This window comes from Clavibacter sp. GW821-FHT01D01 (assembly GCF_059422605.1).
Window position 1 is genome coordinate 33,831 of record NZ_JBWKXC010000006.1, and the last position, 18,751, is coordinate 52,581.

At 72.4% G+C, this 18,751-nt stretch carries 19 protein-coding genes and 1 tRNA gene; 7 read left to right on the plus strand and 13 right to left on the minus strand.

The features are described 5' to 3' along the window. Positions 1 to 1,161, minus strand: coding sequence for a galactokinase (galK, locus tag AC07VC_RS09520; protein WP_494676508.1), 1,161 nt, complete (start codon positions 1,159 to 1,161; stop codon positions 1 to 3). Next, complete coding sequence (galT, locus tag AC07VC_RS09525; RefSeq protein ID WP_494676507.1) at positions 1,158 to 2,300, minus strand: galactose-1-phosphate uridylyltransferase; 1,143 nt, start codon at positions 2,298 to 2,300, stop codon at positions 1,158 to 1,160. The genes galK and galT overlap by 4 nt, the downstream gene beginning before the upstream one ends. 98 nt (positions 2,301 to 2,398) lie before the next feature. Between galT and AC07VC_RS09530 the strand changes: the two genes are divergently transcribed. Both AC07VC_RS09530 and AC07VC_RS09535 read left to right on the plus strand, forming a co-directional pair. Then, positions 2,399 to 3,223 (plus strand): DeoR/GlpR family DNA-binding transcription regulator, encoded by an 825-nt coding sequence (locus tag AC07VC_RS09530; RefSeq protein ID WP_494676506.1) that lies wholly within the window; start codon positions 2,399 to 2,401, stop codon positions 3,221 to 3,223. A 10-nt stretch (positions 3,224 to 3,233) separates the two neighbouring features. Next, positions 3,234 to 4,154, plus strand: a complete 921-nt coding sequence (locus AC07VC_RS09535; protein WP_494676505.1) for an aldose 1-epimerase family protein — start codon at positions 3,234 to 3,236, stop codon at positions 4,152 to 4,154. On the opposite strand, the gene AC07VC_RS09540 is transcribed toward AC07VC_RS09535, so the two are convergent. Then, positions 4,151 to 4,396: a hypothetical protein gene (locus tag AC07VC_RS09540; RefSeq protein WP_317230315.1), complete on the minus strand. Its 246-nt coding sequence runs from the start codon at positions 4,394 to 4,396 to the stop codon at positions 4,151 to 4,153. The two genes, AC07VC_RS09535 and AC07VC_RS09540, sit on opposite strands and share 4 nt — an antisense overlap. Before the next feature lie 260 nt (positions 4,397 to 4,656). Between AC07VC_RS09540 and AC07VC_RS09545 the strand changes: the two genes are divergently transcribed. Continuing rightward, the gene (locus AC07VC_RS09545; RefSeq protein WP_494676504.1) at positions 4,657 to 6,123 is read left to right on the plus strand and encodes a right-handed parallel beta-helix repeat-containing protein; all 1,467 of its coding nucleotides are present in this window, start codon (positions 4,657 to 4,659) and stop codon (positions 6,121 to 6,123) included. Positions 6,124 to 6,177: 54 nt separating this feature from the next. Here AC07VC_RS09545 and AC07VC_RS09550 read toward each other — a convergent pair. Together AC07VC_RS09550 and AC07VC_RS09555 are read right to left on the minus strand one after the other, a co-directional pair. Continuing rightward, positions 6,178 to 6,250: transfer RNA gene (locus AC07VC_RS09550), tRNA-Lys, on the minus strand. 36 nt (positions 6,251 to 6,286) lie between these two features. Then, positions 6,287 to 6,457, minus strand: a complete 171-nt coding sequence (locus tag AC07VC_RS09555; RefSeq protein ID WP_172407218.1) for a hypothetical protein — start codon at positions 6,455 to 6,457, stop codon at positions 6,287 to 6,289. Positions 6,458 to 6,529: 72 nt separating this feature from the next. Here AC07VC_RS09555 and AC07VC_RS09560 point away from each other — a divergent pair, with 72 nt between their 5' ends. The 3 genes from AC07VC_RS09560 (at position 6,530) to AC07VC_RS09570 (ending at position 9,165) form a co-directional block, all read left to right on the plus strand. Then, entirely contained in the window at positions 6,530 to 7,162 is a 633-nt protein-coding gene (locus tag AC07VC_RS09560) for a DNA-directed RNA polymerase subunit beta (RefSeq protein WP_094116531.1), read from the plus strand. Between the two features lie 552 nt (positions 7,163 to 7,714). Next, on the plus strand, positions 7,715 to 8,317 hold the full coding sequence (locus AC07VC_RS09565) for a sigma-70 family RNA polymerase sigma factor (RefSeq protein WP_317229698.1): 603 nt from the start codon (positions 7,715 to 7,717) through the stop codon (positions 8,315 to 8,317). After that, entirely contained in the window at positions 8,314 to 9,165 is an 852-nt protein-coding gene (locus AC07VC_RS09570) for an anti-sigma factor (RefSeq protein WP_494676503.1), read from the plus strand. Before AC07VC_RS09565 ends, AC07VC_RS09570 begins: the two co-directional genes overlap by 4 nt. A 73-nt stretch (positions 9,166 to 9,238) precedes the next feature. Here AC07VC_RS09570 and pstB read toward each other — a convergent pair whose 3' ends face one another. From pstB to AC07VC_RS09610, 8 genes are all read right to left on the minus strand, one after another. Beyond that, positions 9,239 to 10,018, minus strand: coding sequence for a phosphate ABC transporter ATP-binding protein PstB (pstB, locus tag AC07VC_RS09575; protein ID WP_094116528.1), 780 nt, complete (start codon positions 10,016 to 10,018; stop codon positions 9,239 to 9,241). Between the two features lie 40 nt (positions 10,019 to 10,058). Next, positions 10,059 to 11,159, minus strand: coding sequence for a phosphate ABC transporter permease PstA (pstA, locus tag AC07VC_RS09580; RefSeq protein ID WP_317229696.1), 1,101 nt, complete (start codon positions 11,157 to 11,159; stop codon positions 10,059 to 10,061). Next, positions 11,159 to 12,157, minus strand: a complete 999-nt coding sequence (gene pstC / locus AC07VC_RS09585; protein ID WP_317229695.1) for a phosphate ABC transporter permease subunit PstC — start codon at positions 12,155 to 12,157, stop codon at positions 11,159 to 11,161. The genes pstA and pstC overlap by 1 nt, the downstream gene beginning before the upstream one ends. 104 nt (positions 12,158 to 12,261) lie before the next feature. Then, a complete protein-coding gene (locus AC07VC_RS09590) occupies positions 12,262 to 13,359 on the minus strand; it encodes a phosphate ABC transporter substrate-binding protein PstS (protein WP_317229694.1) in 1,098 nt (365 codons plus the stop codon). Between the two features lie 213 nt (positions 13,360 to 13,572). After that, entirely contained in the window at positions 13,573 to 14,523 is a 951-nt protein-coding gene (locus AC07VC_RS09595) for an NUDIX hydrolase (protein WP_494676502.1), read from the minus strand. A gap of 62 nt (positions 14,524 to 14,585) precedes the next feature. After that, a complete protein-coding gene (locus AC07VC_RS09600; RefSeq protein ID WP_317229692.1) occupies positions 14,586 to 16,766 on the minus strand; it encodes an RNA degradosome polyphosphate kinase in 2,181 nt (726 codons plus the stop codon). A gap of 93 nt (positions 16,767 to 16,859) precedes the next feature. Continuing rightward, positions 16,860 to 17,774, minus strand: coding sequence for a mycothiol synthase (gene mshD, locus AC07VC_RS09605; protein WP_494676501.1), 915 nt, complete (start codon positions 17,772 to 17,774; stop codon positions 16,860 to 16,862). Beyond that, entirely contained in the window at positions 17,743 to 18,435 is a 693-nt protein-coding gene (locus AC07VC_RS09610) for a response regulator transcription factor (RefSeq protein ID WP_317229690.1), read from the minus strand. Before AC07VC_RS09610 ends, mshD begins: the two co-directional genes overlap by 32 nt. A gap of 53 nt (positions 18,436 to 18,488) precedes the next feature. Between AC07VC_RS09610 and AC07VC_RS09615 the strand changes: the two genes are divergently transcribed. Then, positions 18,489 to 18,746 carry a hypothetical protein gene (locus tag AC07VC_RS09615; RefSeq protein WP_317229689.1) on the plus strand — a complete coding sequence of 86 codons (258 nt, stop codon included), beginning with the start codon at positions 18,489 to 18,491 and terminating at the stop codon, positions 18,744 to 18,746. Positions 18,747 to 18,751: the final 5 nt, after the last annotated feature.

Sequence of the window (18,751 nt, forward strand, 5' to 3'; positions counted from 1 at the left end):
CTACCGCTCCGCCTTCGTCCCCTCGGAGGGCGTCACCGTGAACACGGTGGGGCCCGTGTAGCCGTGCTCCGCGAAGGCACCGTCGATGGCGACCTGCAGGCGGGAGAGCGAGTCGACGTCGATCAGCGCGATGGCCGAGCCGCCGAAGCCGCCGCCCGTCATGCGCGCGCCGACCGCGCCCTCGTTCTGCGCCACCTCGACCGCGAGGTCGAGCTCCGGGACGCTGATCTCGAAGTCGTCCCGCATGGAGCGGTGGCTCGCGTCGAGCAGCTCGCCGATGGCGCGCGGGCCCTCCTCGCGGAGCGCGCGCACGGTGTCGAGCACCCGCTGGTTCTCCGTGACGATGTGCCGCACGCGGCGGAACGTCTCGTCGTCGAGCACCTCGCGGGCCCGGGCCAGGTCGTCCACGGACAGGTCGCGGAGCGAGTCGACGCCCATGAGCCGGGCACCGGTCTCGCACGACTCGCGCCGGGCGCGGTACCCGCCGTCGGCGTGCGCGTGGGCGACGTGGGTGTCGATCACGGCGATGGTAAGGCCGGCGGCCTCCAGCCCGAGCGGGATGACCTCGGAGACGAGCGTGCGGCAGTCGAGGAAGACGCCCGCGTCGGGCTCGCCGAGGAGGCTCGCGGACTGGTCCATGATCCCCGTGGGGGCTCCCACGATCTCGTTCTCGGCGAGCTGGCCGACGGCGGCGAGCGTCTGCCGGTCGAGGCCGAGGCGCCAGATGTCGTCGAGCGCGAGGGCGACGGCCCCCTCGAGGGCGGCCGAGGAGGACAGGCCCGCGCCGACCGGCACGTCGCTGTCGATGAACACGTCGAAGCCGGGCACGGCCGCGAGGTCGGCGCCGCGCTGCCCGAGGGCCCAGGCCACGCCCAGCGGGTAGGCCTGCCAGCCCTCGATGCGGTCGCCCGTGAGGTCGGCGAGGCGCGCCTCGACGACCTCCTCGGAGAAGGAGCTGGCCAGGCGGATGCGGTCGTCGTCCCGCGGAGCCAGCGCGATGACCGTGCGGCGGTCGATCGCGAACGGGAACACGAAGCCCTCGTTGTAGTCGGTGTGCTCGCCGATCAGGTTCACGCGCCCGGGCGAGGACCACACGCCGTGCGGCTCGCGGTCGAAGCGCTGGCGGAATCCCTCGCGCACGTCGTCTCGGATGTCGGTCATGCGTCCTCCACTGCCTTCCGGATCATCTCGGCCGCCTTCTCCGGCGGCACGTCGCCGATCCAGGCGCCCATGGCCGCCTCGGATCCGGCCAGGAACTTGAGCTTGTCGGCCGCGCGACGCGGCGAGGTGATCTGCAGCATCAGGCGGATCTCGTCCCGGTGCGCGTCCACCGGCGCCTGGTGCCAGGCGGAGATGTACGGAGTCGGGGTGTCGTAGAGCCGGTCGATGCCCTGCAGGAGCCGCAGGTACATCGTCGCGAGCTCGTCGCGCTCGGCCTCGGTGGTCTCCGCGAGGTCGGGCACGTGGCGGTGGGGGAGCATGTGCACCTCCACGGGCCAGCGGGCGGCGAACGGCACGAACGCCGTGAAGTGCTCGCCGCGGAGGACGACCCGGTCGGACGCCTGCTCGGTCTCGAGGATCCGCGCGAAGAGTCCCGGGCCGAAGCGCTCGATCGACTCCACGAGGCGGCGCGTGCGCGGCGTCACGTAGGGGTACGAGTAGATCTGGCCGTGCGGGTGGTGCAGCGTGACGCCGATGGCCTCGCCGCGGTTCTCGAACGGGAACACCTGGCGGACGCCGGGCATGGCGGAGAGGGCGCGCGTGCGCTCCGCCCAGGCCTCGACGACCGTGCGGGCGCGCGAGGGCGCGAGGCCGCTGAACGAGCCGGTGTGCTCGGGGCTGAAGCAGACGACCTCGCAGCGGCCGACCGAGGTGCGGGTGCGCTCCAGGCCGATGGCGGTGAGGTCGGCGTCGTCGACGGGGGCGTCCACGCCCTCCGCGTCGGCGAGCGAGGGCCCGAAGGACGGCGACTTGTTCTCGAAGACCGCCACGTCGTACATGCTCGGGATCTCGGACGGGTTCGACGGGCTCGCGGGGGCGAGCGGGTCCAGCTCCGCCGGGGGCAGGTGCGCGCGGTTCTGCCGGGCGGCCGCGATGGAGACCCACTCGCCCGTGAGGACGTCCTGCCGCATCGTCGCGGTCGGGGGGCGGGGAGCGGCAGGGCGGGCGTCGGCGGCGCGCTCCGGCGGCAGCGCGGTGTCGGCGTCGTCGAAGTAGACGAGCTCGCGGCCGTCGGAGAGCAGCGTGCGGCGCTGCGTGATCCCGGACGGCGATGTCGTGACGGTCTGGTCGGCATGCATGATCCCCCGATCCTACGGGCTCCGGATCGTCCGATCTGCGTCCGCGAAAGCGGCATTTGCGCTTTGACAAGCGCGAGCGGGTGGATCAGGCTCGCCGCATGGCCGACGACACCGCCTCCGTCCCCGCGGCGCTCCGCCGCTCCCGCCTGCTCGAGCGGCTCGCCGACCGCGGGTTCGCGACGGTCGCGGAGCTCGCCGCCGACGCCGGCGTCTCCGCCGTCACGATCCGCGCCGACCTCGACGCGCTCGCCGACTCCGCCGCCGTGCAGCGCGTGCACGGGGGCGCGGTGCTGCGGTCGGGCCTCGCCGCGCGCGAGCAGAGCCTGGAGGTGTCGCTCGAGTCCGCCGCGGACGCCAAGCGGGCCATCGGCCGGGCCGCCGCCGACCTCGTCGAGAGCGGGCAGAGCGTGCTGCTCGACGTGGGCAGCACGACGCTCCAGGTGGCGCGGGCGCTCGTCGCCCGCGAGGACCTCGTCGACGTCACCGTCATCACGAACGGGCTCACCCTCGCGCTGGAGCTCGAGCGGGCGATGCCGCGCTTCACCGTCATCGTGACGGGCGGCACGCTCCGGTCGCTGCAGCACAGCCTGGTGGACCCGCTCGCCACCGTCGTGCTCGACCGGCTGCACCCGGAGATCGCGTTCATCGGCTGCAACGGGGTCGACGTCGACCGCGGCGTGACGAACGTGAACCTGCCGGAGGCGGAGGTGAAGCGGCGGATGGTCGCCGCGAGCGGCCGCACGGTCGTCGTGGCGGACGGGGCCAAGCTCGGGCGCACCCACCTCGGATCCGTCGCGCCGCTCGACCTCGTCGACACGCTGCTCACCGACGGGGGCGCCGATCGGGGCGAGGTCCGCCGGCTGCGCGACGCGGGCCTGCGCGTGGTCGAGGCCGGCGCGGCGCCCGGGGCCGGACGGTCGTAACGTGGATCCCATGAGACCCGTCACCGGAGAGCAGCACCACCTCGTCCACGCCGGCCCGTCCGGCGAGCTCCGCGCCAGCGTCGTGCAGCTGGCGGCGGCCCTCCGCGGCCTGACCCTCGACGGCGTCGACCTCGTCGAGCCGTACGGGGAGGACGTCGTCGCGCCCATGGGCGCCGGCATGGTGCTCGTGCCGTGGCCGAACCGCATCCGCGGGGCCCGCTACGACCTCGACGGGAAGGCGCAGGCCCTCGACGTGTCCGAGCCGTCGCTCGGCAACGCGTCCCACGGCCTCCTCCGGAACACCGGGTACACGGCGTCCGACCGGCAGGACGACCGCGTCACCCTCTCCGCGACCGTGTTCCCGCAGCACGGGTACCCGTTCCTCCTCGACACGTCCGTCACGTACCGCCTCGCCGACGACGGCCTCGTGGTCACCCACCGCATCCGCAACGACTCGGCGGCACCCGCGCCCGTCGCGGTCGGCGCGCACCCGTACCTCGCGCTCGGCGGGATCCCGTCCGCGGAGCTGACGCTGACCGTGCGGGCCGACACGTGGTCGGAGGTCGACGACGCGCTCATCCCCGTCGCCGACCACCCCGTCGAGGGGGCCGACGAGGACCTCCGCGAGGGCCGCGTCGTGGGCGGCCTCGACCTCAACACCGGCTACGGCGACGTGCACCTGGTCGACGGCACGAGCCGCCACGGCCTCACCGCGCCCGACGGACGGGGCGTCGAGCTCTGGGCGGACGCGTCCTTCCGGTTCCTCCAGGTCTACACGCCGCGCGAGTTCCCGACCCACGGGCGCCAGGCGGTCGCCATCGAGCCGATGACGGCCCCCGCCGACGCCTTCAACTCCGGCGTCGGCGTCCGCCGCCTGGAGCCCGGGGAGGAGTGGACGCTGAGCTGGGGGATCCGCGCGACCGGCTCCTAGCCCTCGTCCTCCTGCGCCCACTGCAGGGCGACCCGTCGCGTGTACTGCTCCAGCGCGACGCGGTTCTCCTCGGGCTCCCGCAGCCCGTCGATGTAGGCGAGCAGCCGCCCGACGACGCCCGACAGGTACTGCACGCCCCGGTCGTCGTGCTCCTCGAGGGCGGACTTCAACAGGTCGTACCGCTCGGAGGTCTCCTCGGCGGTCAGCATCGCGATCACGAGTTCGTCGGCGTGCATGCTCATCCGTCCAGCATCGCACCGCGCATCCTCCGGGGTCCGGATGCACCGCGCTCGTGCGAGGCGCCGGCGCGCTGCGGGCCGCCCCCGCCGGCGCCCCGGCGCGCCCTGGCGGGATCCGTGCCCAGCCCGCCCCCGATCTGGGCATTGCGCGAAGGCGCGCTGGACGCCACCCTTGCCCTGACAGCGTGGTAGGGCCGGAGCCAGGGGAGCGGACCGGCACGATCCTCCTGCACCCGACAGCGCGCTCACCCGGAAGGCCCCCCTTGTCCTACCCCCGTGTCCGTACCACCCCGCCCACCACCCCGACGGAGCCCGGCCCCGACGCCGCGCACGCCGCCGACGCCGGTGCCATCGACGCCTCGGTGCCGCGGTCCTCGGCCTTCCTCCACCGCCGCGCCGTGATCCTCGCCGCCGTCGGCGCCACCGCGGGCGCCGCGGTCGCCGCCGCGCCGCTCGTCGCGACCCCGGCCTCGGCAGCCGTCGTCGGCGACCAGTCGCGCGTCTACTACCCCGAGCAGTTCGGCTTCGTGCCGTCCGCCGCGGACCACACGAAGGCCATGAACGCCTTCTTCGCCGCGCTGCAGAAGACCGGCGGCCGGGGGATCCTCCCGCCCGGCGAGATCCGCGTCTCGTCCACCGGCATCGACTACTCCAGCGCGATCTGGCCGAAGCAGCCCCTGTCGGGCGCGCCGTACGGCTACCCCGCCATCTCCATCGAGGGCTACGGGCGCCGGGTCACGACCATCCGCCAGATCGCGGGGTCCACGGGCGACGTGCTCAAGGTCCAGGGCAAGATCGGCGCGGACTCCGGACCCGCGGCGAACAACAAGGCCACGGTCACGCTGAGCGGCTTCAGCATCTCGGGCACGCGCACGGGACGCCACGGGCTGTACCTGCGCTCGCTGCTGCACTGCCGCATCACCGACATCGAGCTGAACGCGACCGGCGGCGCGGGCGTCTACTTCGCGCGCACCAACTTCACCGCGGCGAACGACGAGTACTCGTACGCGAACGTCATCGAGGGGCTGCGGGTCATCACGGCGGGCACTTGGGGCATCGACTGCGACGGGGTGAACGCCATCGACATCGTGATGCGCGACACGGAGATCGTGAACTGCGTGGCGGGCGGCATCCGCATCGCCCCGACGAACGCGCGCTTCGAGAACACGCGCATCATCGGCTGCGGCGCCGGCAACAAGGCCGCGCGCGGCTTCCTCGCGATCCCCACGAGCAACACCTCGTCGATGGTGTCCGAGCTGGGCGTCAACGGGATCCGCCTCGAGGGCAACTCGGGCCCCGGCGGCTACCAGATGGAGATCGGCGCGGGAGTCGGGGCCACGGTCGTGGGCTACAACATCGTCACGGGCGGCGACCTCGGCGCCCACGGCATCGGCGTCGGGCTGGTCGACCAGGGCACCCGCCGGGCCGTCGACACCCTGGTCGGCCGCGGCACGATGTTCATGACCCCCTCGAAGTACCCGACGCAGAAGGTCGTGGTGGTGGGCGCGTTCGCGCGCGACACCCGGGTGGAGCGCCCCTCGCTGCCGAACAACCCCGACACGCCCTTCGAGAAGGTCGTGTCCGACGCCGGCGTCCGCACCATCGACGCCTTCGGCCGCCTGCTGACCCCGCCGGTGGTGCCGACGCCCACTCCGACGCCGACCCCGACGCCCACTCCGACGCCGACGCCGACGCCGGCGCAGGCCGCGGAGGTCGTCCCGGTCGCCTGACCGGTCCGGACGACGGGTTCGCCCGGTCGAGGCGGCCCGGGTCGGAGGTGGGGGTGGGCCCCGTCGGGCTCGAACCGACGACCCAGGGATTAAAAGTCCCTTGCTCTACCAACTGAGCTAGAGGCCCGTGGTCTCCGATGCTACGGGATGGGCGGGGGCGTCCTCAGAGCCGGTCGACGTCGCGGGACGACCCGCGGCGGACCACCGCGCCCGCGACGATCGTGACCACCACCAGGAACACCCCGACCCCGACGAGCCACGCCAGCGCCTTGACGACGAAGCCGAGGATCACGAGGACGAGCCACAGGGCCACGAGGCCGTACACGAATCTCATGCCCCGAGCCTACGGCCGCCGCCCGGGCGGGAGCCGGGGCGGGGTCGCCCGGGGCGGCGTACGCTTGCCGGGATGTCCGGCGAATACCACAAGCCCACCAAGTTCTCCGGGTCCAAGTTCGAGAGCATGCTCGGCGGCGAGGACCCCGCCACGATCAGCCGCGTGGCGCACGAGACCGCGTCGGCGCTGCTGGCGCGCGTCCGGGCGGATCCGGACCCAGCGGTGGTCGAGCGCCTCATCGCCTACACCGACGAGCACGGCATCGACGCGGTCGCGGAGCTGTGGTCGCGCGCGAGCCCCCGGAGCCTGCCGGGCGCGCTGTGGCGGCTCTACCTGATGCGCGCCCTCATCCGCCAGGATCCCGACGGCATCAGCCTGCTCTACCAGCGCGGGACCGAGGTCGCCACCACGATCGACCCCGTGGTCGCGGGCGCCACCGCGCCGACCGGTCCCGCGGAGATCGTGGAGCTCGCCGACAGCATCCTCCGCGGGCTCTTCACCGGCGACTTCGCCGTGGCCCTCGACCGCGCGGGCGCGTTCAGCCGCCTCGCCGCCCTCGGCGCCACGAGCGTCGCGGACGACCTCGACGCCACGGCCTCGCCGGAGCGCGCCGGCGAGCTCACGACGCGCGCCCTGCGCCTCTCGCAGATGGCCGCCGACCTCGTCCAGTGCGCGCGCCTCTGGAGGAGCGAGCGGCTCGACTGAGGCCCGCCGCCCGCGACGGCATCCGGCCGTTCGCTGTGAGCGGGATCCCCGGGCTGACACTCCGCGCGGACTCGGTTACAGTGGACGAGGTCGGGCCGCAGTAACCCCGGGCTCCAATATTCGCCGCTCCGAGCGGCCTCGCGCCGAGAGGCGTTCTGCGGCCCGGCTCCTGACTCCCTTCCCCTCCTCCTGGAGGGACGGCCCCCACGCGAGCGGCCGAGCATCCGATGGCAGGTCTGATCCCCGCGGCCTGTGACCAAACCGTGACGCACTCCGCGCCGAAGAGTCATCGTGAGGCGTTCACCCGCCTCGCACACGTCACCCGCGAGGGTGCGACCCGCATCGGCCGGGTCCTGCCCGCGCGGCAGGCCACCCGGCCATCCCAGATGTCTCGCGCCGCGGGATCCGGCCGATGCGGTGTCACGCACCGCCCGCGCACCCGACTCCGCACCACTCGAACCCCGACCGGAAGAAGCACATGTCCTCCCCGCAGATCCACCTCAGCTCGCCGGGCCCCGCCCTGCCTGCATGCGGAACGCACGCGGGTCTGGGATGCTGGGGCTCGTGCCTTCATCGATCGAGCGTCCCGACCTGCCAGGGTCGGCGGACCCCGAGTCGAAGGAGTCCCTCCTCGGCCGTGTCGCCCTCGGCGACCGGCGCGCCTTCTCGGAGCTCTACGACCAGCTCGCCCCCCGCGTCCTCGGACTCGTCCGACGCCTGCTCGTCGACCACGCGCAGTCGGAGGAGGTCACGCAGGAGATCTTCCTCGAGATCTGGCAGTCCGCTTCCCGCTTCGACCCGTCCAAGGGCGCAGCGACCACGTGGGTCCTCACCATGGCCCACCGCCGCGCGGTCGACCGCGTGCGCGCCTCCCAGTCCAGCCGCGATCGTGATGTCCGCATCGGCATCCGCGACCACGAGAACGGCTACGACCAGGTCTCCGAGACCGTCGAGATCAGCATCGAGCACGAGAGGGTGAAGAAGGCGATGACGAAGCTCACAGAGATCCAGCGCCAGGCCGTCTCCCTCGCGTACTACGGCGGCTACAGCCACAGCGAGGTCGCGTCCATGCTCGACGTCCCCATCGGCACCGTGAAGACCCGGCTGCGCGACGGCATGATCCGCCTGCGCGATGAGATGGGGGTGGCGTCATGACCGACGACGACCTCCGCGACCTGACGGCCGCCTACGCGCTCGGCGCGGTGGACGCCGACGAGGCGGCCGGCTTCGAGGCGCTCCTCGAGCGCGATCCCGCGTTGCGCGCCGAGGTCGACGAGCTGCGGGAGACCGCGGCCGACCTCGCCTGGACCACCGAGCCGGTGGAGCCCTCCCCGCGTCTCAAGTCCGACCTCATGGCCATGCTCGACGCGACGCCGCAGCTGCCGCCCCTCGGGGCGCCGGCGGTCGGGCCGAGCGAGGAGCGGGCTCCCGCGCCCGTCACCGAGCTCCGACCGGCAGCGATCCCGACGGCGCCGTCCGCGTCGACGTCGTCCGCTCCGCGCGAGCGGCTCGGCTCCGCGTCGTCCCGCGCCTCCCAGCGCTGGTTCCGCAAGCCCGGCGCCCTCGTCGGCGTCGCCGCCGCGGCCGTGGTCCTCGTGATCGGCGGCGTGGTCGTGGGCACGGGCCTCGGCGGTCCCGGTTCGTCGCAGGCGCCCGTCGCGTCCGCGTTCGACCGGGTGACCACGGCATCCGACGTCGTGGTCGACACGCGCGACGTCATGGGCGGCGGCACCGCCACGGTCTACTTCTCGGCTGCCGAGGGTCGGACCGCGATCGAGCTCGACGACGCCGCCCCGCTGCCCGAGGGCCGCGTCCACCAGCTCTGGTACGTCGGCGCGTCGGGTCCCGTCTCGGCGGGAGTGCTGCCCGAGGAGGGCGGCGCCGGTCAGGCGGTCCTCGAGGGTCGGTACACCCCGGGCGACACGGTGGCCGTCACGGTCGAGCCCGAGGGCGGATCCGAGCTGCCCACGACCGAGCCCATCGTGGCGGTCACGAGCACCTGACGCGCGGCCCGCGCATGACGACAGCCCCGCATCCTCCTGGAGGATGCGGGGCCGTCGTCATGCGGTCGGCGGATCAGCCGAAGCGGCCGGAGACGTAGTCCTCGGTGGCCTGCACGCTGGGCTTGGAGAAGATCGTGTTGGTGTCGTCGTACTCGATGAGCTTGCCCGGCTTGCCGGTGCCCGCGATGTTGAAGAACGCGGTGCGGTCCGAGACGCGGCTGGCCTGCTGCATGTTGTGGGTCACGATGACGATCGTGTACTGCGCCTTGAGCTCCTCGATGAGGTCCTCGATGGCGAGCGTCGAGATGGGGTCGAGCGCCGAGCAGGGCTCGTCCATCAGCACCACATCCGGCTGGACGGCGATGGCGCGCGCGATGCAGAGGCGCTGCTGCTGCCCGCCGGAGAGGCCGGAGCCGGGGAGCGCCAGGCGGTCCTTGACCTCGTTCCAGAGGTTCGCGCCCATGAGCGACTGCTCCACGAGGGCGTCGGCGTCCGACTTCGAGATCTTGCGGTTGTTGAGCTTCACGCCCGCGAGCACGTTGTCGCGGATCGACATGGTGGGGAACGGGTTCGGCCGCTGGAACACCATGCCGACCTGGCGGCGCACGAGCACCGGGTCGACTCCGGGGCCGTAGAGGTCGTTGCCGTCGACCAGCACCTCGCCCTCCACGTACGCCCCGGGGATCACCTCGTGCATGCGGTTCAGCGTGCGGAGGAAGGTGGACTTGCCGCAGCCGGACGGGCCGATGAAGGCGGTGACGGTGCGCGGCTCGATGCGCAGGTTGACGTCCTCGACGGCCTTGAACTTCCCGTAGTAGACGTTCAGGTCGTTGACTTCGATGCTCTTGGACAAGGGGTTCCTCTGTTCGGGTTCGTGGCCGGGGGAGCGGGCGCTAGCGGCCGAGCTTGGGGGCGAAGACGCGGGCGATCATGCGGGCGACGATGTTCAGCGCCATCACGATGAGGATGAGCACCAGCGCGCCCGTCCATGCCCGCTCGACGTAGGCGGCCGCGTCGGCGCCCTGGTCGGCGTACTGCCGGAAGACGAAGACCGGCAGGGTCATCATCTGGTCCTTGAAGGGGTTGTAGTTCATGCCCTGGGTGAAGCCGGCGACGATGAGCAGCGGCGCGGTCTCTCCGATGACGCGGGCGATGGCGAGCATGACGCCCGTCACGATGCCGGCGAGGGACGTGGGCAGCACGATCTTGACGACCGTCAGCCACTTCGGCACGCCGAGCGCGTAGGACGCCTCGCGGAGCTCGTTGGGCACCAGCTTCAGCATCTCCTCGGCGCTGCGCACGACCACGGGGATCATCAGCACCGACAGCGCCAGCGCGCCGCCGAAGCCCATCCGCACGCCCGGCCCGAGGAAGAGCACGAGCAGCGCGTAGGCGAAGAGGCCCGCCACGATGGACGGGATGCCCGTCATGACGTCCACGAAGAAGGTGATGGCCCGCGCGAGGCGCCCGCGGCCGTACTCGACCAGGTAGATGGCCGTCATGAGCCCCACGGGGATGGAGATGACCGCGGCGATGGCCGTGATGATCAGGGTGCCCATGATCGCGTGGAGACCGCCGCCGCCCGCGCCCACGACGTTGCGGAGGCTGGAGTTGAAGAACATCGGGTCGAAGCGGCCGGAGCCGTTCGTGACGGCGGTGACGACGAGCGAGACCAGCGGGATGAGCGCGAGCACGAAGGCGACGGTCACGAGGATCGTGATGACCCGGTCCTTGGCCTTCCGCTCGCCCTCCACCGCCAGCGAGATGCAGAAGAGCGCGACGCCGAACAGGAGGGTGCCGAACACGGCGGTGCCCACGAGGTTGAACTGCTCGGCGGCGCCCGAGAGGACGAGCACCAGGAACACGGCGGCCACCACGAGCCAGGACACGAGGAAGATCGCGGGGGCCGTGAAGCGGTGCAGCTTGCCCGCGGTGAGCGAGTTGGGGAGCGCGCTCGCGACGGGACGCGTACGGGAGGGGGCTGTCGTCGCCATTAGTTCGCTCCGGAGAAGGCCTTGCGGCGGCTGATGATGTAGCGGGCCAGCATGTTCACGGCCAGCGTGATGATGAAGAGCATGAGGCCGGAGGCGATCAGCTCGTTGATCTTGAGGCCGTACGCCTCGGGGAAGCTCAGCGCGATGTTCGCGGCGACGGTGTTGGAGTTCGTCGACTGGAACCACGCGAAGTTCACGACGGCGGCCGGGGAGAGCACGATGGCGACGGCCATCGTCTCGCCGAGCGCGCGGCCGAGGCCGAGCATGGAGGCCGAGATGATGCCGGGGCGGCCGAACGGGAGCACGGCGGTCTGGATCATCTCCCAGCGCGTCGCGCCCAGGGCGAGCGCGGCCTCCTCGTGCAGCTTCGGGGTCTGCAGGAAGACCTCGCGGCAGAGCGCGGTGACGATCGGCAGGATCATGACGGCGAGCACGACGGCGACCGTGAAGATGGTCCGGCCGGTGCCGGAGACCGGCCCCGCGAACAGCGGGAACCAGCCGAAGGCGTCCGTCAGGAACGCGTAGAACGGCTGCAGGAACTTGGCGAGGACCGTGATGCCCCAGAGCCCGAACACGACGGAGGGCACCGCGGCCAGCAGGTCGATGATGTAGCCGAGGCCCTGCGCGAGCCGGCGGGGCGCGTAGTGCGAGATGAAGAGCGCGATGCCCACGGCGACGGGCACGGCCATGATCATCGCGAGCGCGGCGGCGTAGACGGTGCCGAAGAGCAGCGGGCCGACGTAGCCCCAGAAGCCGGCGCCGCCGGAGACCTCGGCCGGCGGCGCGGTGAGGGCCGGGAGGCTCTGGACGATGAGGAACAGCGCGACGGCCGCGAGGATCACCAGGATGAGCGTGCCGGACCCGGAGGCGAGCCCCGAGAACACGCGGTCGGCGAGGCGGGCCTTGGCCTTCACGCCCTGGCTGCTGCGGGGGACGGCGGCGTCGCGCGGCCGATCGGACTCGGGAGCCTGGGGAGGCTGCGGGGCGGCGGTCGTCATGGGTCGGGTTCCCTACGGTCGAGATGGCGGGGCAGGGGGCGGCGGGCCGCCCGTGGGAGCGCCCCCTGACCCGGGTGAGCGGGTCAGGGGGCGGACGGAGGGTCCTACTTGATGGACTCGACGGCGGTCTTGACCTGCGCGGCGACGGTCTCGGACAGCGGTGCGGCGCCGGCCTTCTCCGCGGCGACCGACTGGCCGTCGGTGCCGGTCACGTAGCCGAGGTACGCCTTGACGAGCTCGCCGACGGCCGGGTCCTTGTACTCCTGGCAGGCGATGAGGTAGCTCACGAGGACGATCGGGTAGACGCCCGCCTCGGTGGTGCTGTAGTCGAGGTCGAAGACGACGTCGTTCTCCTCGCGGCCCTCGGCCTCGGGGGATGCCTCGACGACGGCCGCGGCGGCCTCCGGGGAGAAGCCGACGAACTCGTCGCCGACCTTGATCTTCGCGGTGCCGAGCGCGCCGGCGCGCGAGGCGTCCGCGTAGCCGATGATGTTGGTGCCGCCGGTGACGGCGTCGACGACGCCGGACGTGCCCTGGGCCGCCTCGCCGCCCTCGTAGGGCCAGACGCCCGCGGGCTCGGCGTCCCAGACGCTCTCGGCGGTGGTGTTGAGGTACTTCGCGAAGTTCTCGGTGGTGCCCGAGTCGTCCGAGCGGTGCACGGCCGTGATGGCCGCGTCGGGCATCGTGGCGTCGGGGTTGAGCGCGACGATGGCCGGGTCGTTCCACTTCGTGATGGTGCCCTTGAAGATGCCCGCGGCGGTGGCCGGGTCGAGGTTCAGCTCGTCGACGCCGTCGATCTGGAAGATCATCGCGATGGGCGAGATGTAGGCGGGGAGGTCGATCGGCTTGGTGCCGTCGGCGCACTGGCCGAAGGTGCCCTCGAGCTCCTCCGTCTTCAGCGCGCGGTCGGAGCCGGCGAAGTTGGCGTTCTGGCCGCCGGCCATGAAGGCCTCGCGTCCGGCGCCGGAGCCGTCGGGGGAGTAGTTGATGTTGACGCCCGTGTTGTCGGTCTGGAAGCCGGCGATCCACGCCTCCTGCGCGGAGCCCTGCGACGAGGCGCCGATGCCGTTGATCGTCCCCTCGAGGGTGGACGCCGACGGGTCGCCTCCCTCGGCGGGCGCCTCGTTGGCGGCGCAGGAGGAGAGGGCGAGGGCGGTGACGGCGGCGAGCGCTGCTGCGCTGCCGAGACGCGAGATCTTCACGTGATGGAGCCTTCCGGGTATTTCGTGCTGTGAGGGGGCCGGTGCGTGCCCCTCGAAGAAGCTATGTCGGGCTCTTGACCGGATCGGCCGATATCGGTGAACGGGAGGTGAACAGAGCGCGCCGATCGCCACGATCCCCGGCACGCGGGTGCACGGTGGTGGGTCGGGGCCGCGCCGACGGACCGCGGGCCGCGCGCATCGGGGCGACGGGCCTCAGACCGGCGGGCCGTACGTCTCCACGGCGAGGATGCCCGCCTCCGGGTCCGACGCCGACAGGTGCACGACCGAGAACTCGGCGGGCGACAGCATCCCCGCCCGCGGCATGCGGCTGGCGCTGGGTGTCTCGGTGGCGAGCGCGATCTCGTGCAGGATCTCCGGCAGCACCGGGCTGTGGCTGCAGAGCACGGCGCTCCGGGCCTTGCGCACGCGCTTCGCGACCGTCTCGCGCACGGATCCGCCGTCCGTCTCGTAGGCGTCCTGGCTGATGCCGACGTCCTCCTTCACGCGGCGGCCGAGGGCCTCCGCGAGCGGCTCCACCGTCTGCAGGCAGCGCTCCGCCGTGCTGCTCGTGATGACGCGCGGGCCGAACGCGAGGAGCGTCGGCACGATGGACTCGGCCTGGTCGCGGCCGCGCGCGCTGAGCGGCCGGCCGGAGTCCGCCCCGTCCCACTCGTACGGCTGGACCGCGTGGCCGTGCCGCAGCGCGATGAGCGCGAACGAGCGATGCGATCCGGTCTCCACCAGACCCGCGAACAGGTCGAGGATGTCGATCTCGCCGGGGTAGTCGAGGCGCTTGCGGGCGTTCGGGATCGAGACCCACTCGACGCTCTCGACCTCGTGGTCCGGCTGGAAGCTGCCCGCCTCCACCATGGCGTCGGTCGCCTCGGCGGCCCAGTAGCTCACCGACTTCCGGCGCCCGCCGGAGATGCCGTACTCGATGGCGCCGAGCGGGACGCCGAGCGCGACCCGCAGACCCGTCTCCTCGTGCACCTCGCGGACGGCGGTCTGCGGGAGCGTCTCGCCGGGATCCACCTTGCCCTTGGGGAGGGAGGTGTCCCGGCGGCGCGTCCGGTGGATGATCAGCACCCGGATCCGGCCGTCGACGACGCGCCAGACGACGGCGCCGGCGGCGAAGACGGAAGGGGCGGGAGGCACGTCCCCCACGCTAGCCGGGTCGGTGCCCAGCGGAGCGCCGCTCAACGGAGCGGTGCTCAGCGGAGCGTCGCTCAGCGGAGCACGCGCCGCTTGCGCTTGGCCACGATGCCCATGACCGCCGTCTGCAGGTCCTCGAGCGTCGTGCCGTCGGCGCCCTTGTTGCGCCGGGTCCACTCGCCGTCGGCGTCCAGCACCCACGCCGAGGTCGTGTCGGCCATGGCGCGGTCGAAGAGGTCCTCGATCTCCTGCAGGTGCGCGGGATCCACCAGGCGGACGAGCGCCTCGACGCGGCGGTCGAGGTTGCGGTGCATCATGTCGGCGCTGCCGATGTAGGTGGCCTGGTCGCCGCCGTTGACGAACGAGAAGACGCGGCTGTGCTCCAGGTAGCGGCCGAGGATGGACCGCACCTCGATGTTCTCGCTGAGCCCGGGCTGCCCCGGCGTCAGCGAGCAGATGCCGCGCACCCAGACCTGCACGGGCACGCCCGCGTTGCTGGCCCGGTACAGGGCGTCGATGATCTTCTCGTCGACGATCGAGTTCACCTTGATGCGGATGCCGCTCGGCTTGCCGTCCAGCGCGTTCTGCGTCTCCACGGCGATGCGCTTCAGCAGGCCCTTCCGGAGGTGCAGCGGCGCCACGAGGAGGCGCTTGAACTTCTTCTCGATGCCGTACCCGGAGAGCTCGTTGAACAGGCGGGTGAGGTCCTTGCCTACCACGTCGTCCGCGGTGAGGAGCCCGAGGTCCTCGTAGATGCGGCTCGTCTTGGGGTTGTAGTTGCCCGTGCCGATGTGGCTGTAGTGGCGCAGCACCCCGCCCTTCTCCTGGCGGATGACCAGCGCGAGCTTGCAGTGCGTCTTCAGCCCCGCGACGCCGTAGACGACGTGCACGCCGGCCTTCTCGAGCTTGCGCGCCCACGTGATGTTCGCCTGCTCGTCGAAGCGCGCCTTGATCTCCACCAGCGCGAGGACCTGCTTGCCCGCCTCGGCCGCGTCGATGAGCGCCTCGACGATGGGGCTGTCGCCGCTCGTGCGGTACAGGGTCTGCTTGATGGCGAGCACGTGCGGATCCGCCGCGGCCTGCTCGAGGAACGCCTGCACGCTCGTCGTGAACGACTCGTACGGGTGGTGCAGCAGGATGTCCTGCTGCGCGATGGAGCGGAAGATGTCGGCGCGCGAGTTGTCCTCGGCCGGCTTCAGCGCAACCGCGGTCGTGGGCACGTTGTTCGGGTAGTGCAGCGCCGGCCGGTCGAGCTTGGCGAGGTCGAACAGGCCGCCGAGGTCGAGCGGGGACGGCAGCGTGAACACCTCCTGCTCGGTGATGTCGAGCTCGCGCATGAGGAGGTCGAGCGTGACCGCGTCCATGTCGTCCGAGATCTCGAGGCGGATGGGCGGGCCGAAGCGGCGGCGCAGGAGCTCCTTCTCGAGGGCCTGGATGAGGTTCTCGGTCTCGTCCTCCTCGATCTGCACGTCCTCGTTGCGGGTGACGCGGAAGACGTGGTGCTCGACGATCTCCATCCCGGGGAACAGTGTCTCGAGCTGGTTCGCGATGAGGTCCTCGAGCGCGATGAAGTCGATCGGGCCCGAGCGGGTGTCCGGCGTGAGCGGCATGAAGCGCGGCAGCATCTGCGGCACCTTGATGCGCGCGAACTCCTGGCGGTTCGTCTTGGGGTTCCGGATCCGCACGGACAGGTTGAGCGAGAGCCCGGAGATGTAGGGGAACGGGTGCGCGGGATCCACCGCGAGCGGCATGAGCACCGGGAAGACCTGCTCGGAGAACAGCTCGTGCAGGCGGTCCTGGTGGGCCTCGTCGAGCGAGTCCCACCGGACGATGCGGATGCCCTCCGCCTCGAGCGCCGGCCGGACGCTGTCGTTGAACGCGGCCGCATGGCGGACCTGCAGGCGGTACGCGGTCTCGTTGATGGCGGAGAGCACCTCGGACGGTGTGCGGCCGATGTTCGTCGGCACGGCGAGCCCGGTGGCGATGCGGCGCTTGAGGCCGGCGACGCGCACCATGAAGAACTCGTCGAGGTTGCTCGCGAAGATGGCGAGGAAGTTGGCGCGCTCGAGGACCGGCAGCTCCGGGTCCTCGGCGAGCTCCAGCACGCGGCGGTTGAAGGCCAGCCAGCTCAGCTCCCGGTCGAGGAAGCGCCCCTCGGGGAGGGTCCCGTCGTCCTCGAGGATCTCGTCCTCGTCGAAGTCGTCCAGGGATTCGGCGACCGCCTTCGCATCGCCGATGTACGTCTCGCTGTCCATCCGCCCATCATGGCATCGCGGTGTGCGCTTGGCCCTCCGGCAGGTGAACGCACGGTGAACCGCCACGGGCCCGCCGTGGCGGGCTCACGGGGATCAGGCGCGGCGGTACTGGACGTCGACCGCGGCATCGCGGAAGGCGGCCCGGCGGTAGAGCGCGAGGGCCGGCGCGTTGTCCGCCTCCACGTACAGGTCGACCTCGTCGTGGCCGCGCGCGGCCACCAGGTCGAGGCCGGCGGCGAGGAGCGCGGAGCCGAGGCCCCGGGCCGCGCGGTCGGGATCCACGCCGAGCACGTAGACCTCCGCCTGGCCGTCCTCCGCCTTGAGCCAGTGGAACCCGGCGAGGCGGCCGTCCGCGTCCCGCGCGAGCAGCAGCAGCGCCGGGTCGAACCAGGGCTCGGCGACGCGGTCGTCCAGGTCGCCGCGGGTCATGCGGCCCTGCTCGGGGTGGCTGGCGAAGGCGCGCGCGTTGAGGGCGACCCAGTCGTCGGCGTCGTCCGGGGTGAAGGAGGAGAGCGCGAGGCCCGCGGGCAGGGGGCGCTCGCCGAGCCCCGTGCGCGCCGCGTCCACCGCCGCGCGCAGCTGCAGGAGCTCGCGCGCCCGGTCGAGCCCGGCGCGCTCCGCGAGCGCGCGGGCACCCGGGTGGTCGCCGTGCGCCCAGACGGAGAGGGGGGCGGCACCCGCCTCGGCGAGCACCGCGTCGAGGAGGGCCCGGCCGAGCCCCCGGCGGCGGTGGGCGGGATCCACGACGAGCTCCGCCTCGGCGCCGGCGTCCCCGTGGGCGACCACGGCGGCGGCGACCGTCGCCCCGTCCGACCCGCGATGGACGAGGAGCGCGGGCCCCCCGTCGGCGCCGAGGGTCAGGCGCGTCTGCTCGTTGAACGGCCCCGGACCGTCGGACGCGCGGGCGCGGTCGGCGAGCGCGAGGGCGTCGCGGACGGCGTCGGGGGAGGGGTCGACGCGCGCGACGACCGCGGCGTCAGGCTCCGACGGGGGCGGGAACGCGCTCACTGTCCTCCTCGTACACGTTGAAGCGGTAGCCGACGTTGCGCACGGTGCCGATGAGCGACTCGAGGTCGCCGAGCTTGGCCCGCAGCCGCCGGACGTGCACGTCGACCGTGCGCGTGCCGCCGAAGTAGTCGTAGCCCCACACCTCGCTGAGCAGCTGCTCGCGGGTGAAGACGCGCGAGGGGTGGCTCGCGAAGAAGCGGAGCAGCTCGAACTCCTTGAAGGTGAGGTCCAGGGGCTTGCCGTGCACCTTCGCGGAGTAGCTGGCCTCGTCGATGACGACGCCGGAGGCCTGGATCTTGCTGCCCGTGTGCTCCTGCGCGGCGCGGCCGATGACGAGCCGCACGCGTGCGTCGACCTCCGCGGGGCCCGCGGAGTCGAGGATCACGTCGTTCGCGCCCCAGTCGGCGCTCACCGCGGTGAGCCCGCCCTCCGTCAGCACGAGGATGAGCGGCGTGCCGCCGCCCGTGGTGGTGAGGATCTTGCACAGCGACTTGGCACTCGCGAGGTCGCGGCGCGCATCGACCAGCACGAGGTCGGCGGCGGGGGCGTTCACGAGGCTCGCGGCGTCGGCCTGGATGTGCCGGGTCCGGTGGCTGAGGAGCCCGAGCGCCGGGAGCACGTCGGTGTCCGCGGACGAGGTCAGGATCAACAGCTGGGCCACAGGGATCCTCCATGGATGAATTGACCCCATGATACGTGGGGCAGGATTGCAGGGTGACCTCCCCCCTGCGCAGCCTCGTCCCCGTCTGGCTGGCCGCCGCCGTCGGCGCGGTCGTGGTGGCGGTCGCGGTCGGTCCGGACGCGGCTCCCCGGTGGCTCCCGCTCGTGCTCGCCACGTGCGTGGTCGCGACCTTCGTGATCCAGCTGGCCCTGCCCCGCAAGACGGGCTTCGTCGACCGCGCCGTCGGCAGCGTGGTCGGTGCCGTGCTCGTGCTGGCGGCGGCCACGGTCGTCCTGCTGGCGCTGCCCTAGCCGCC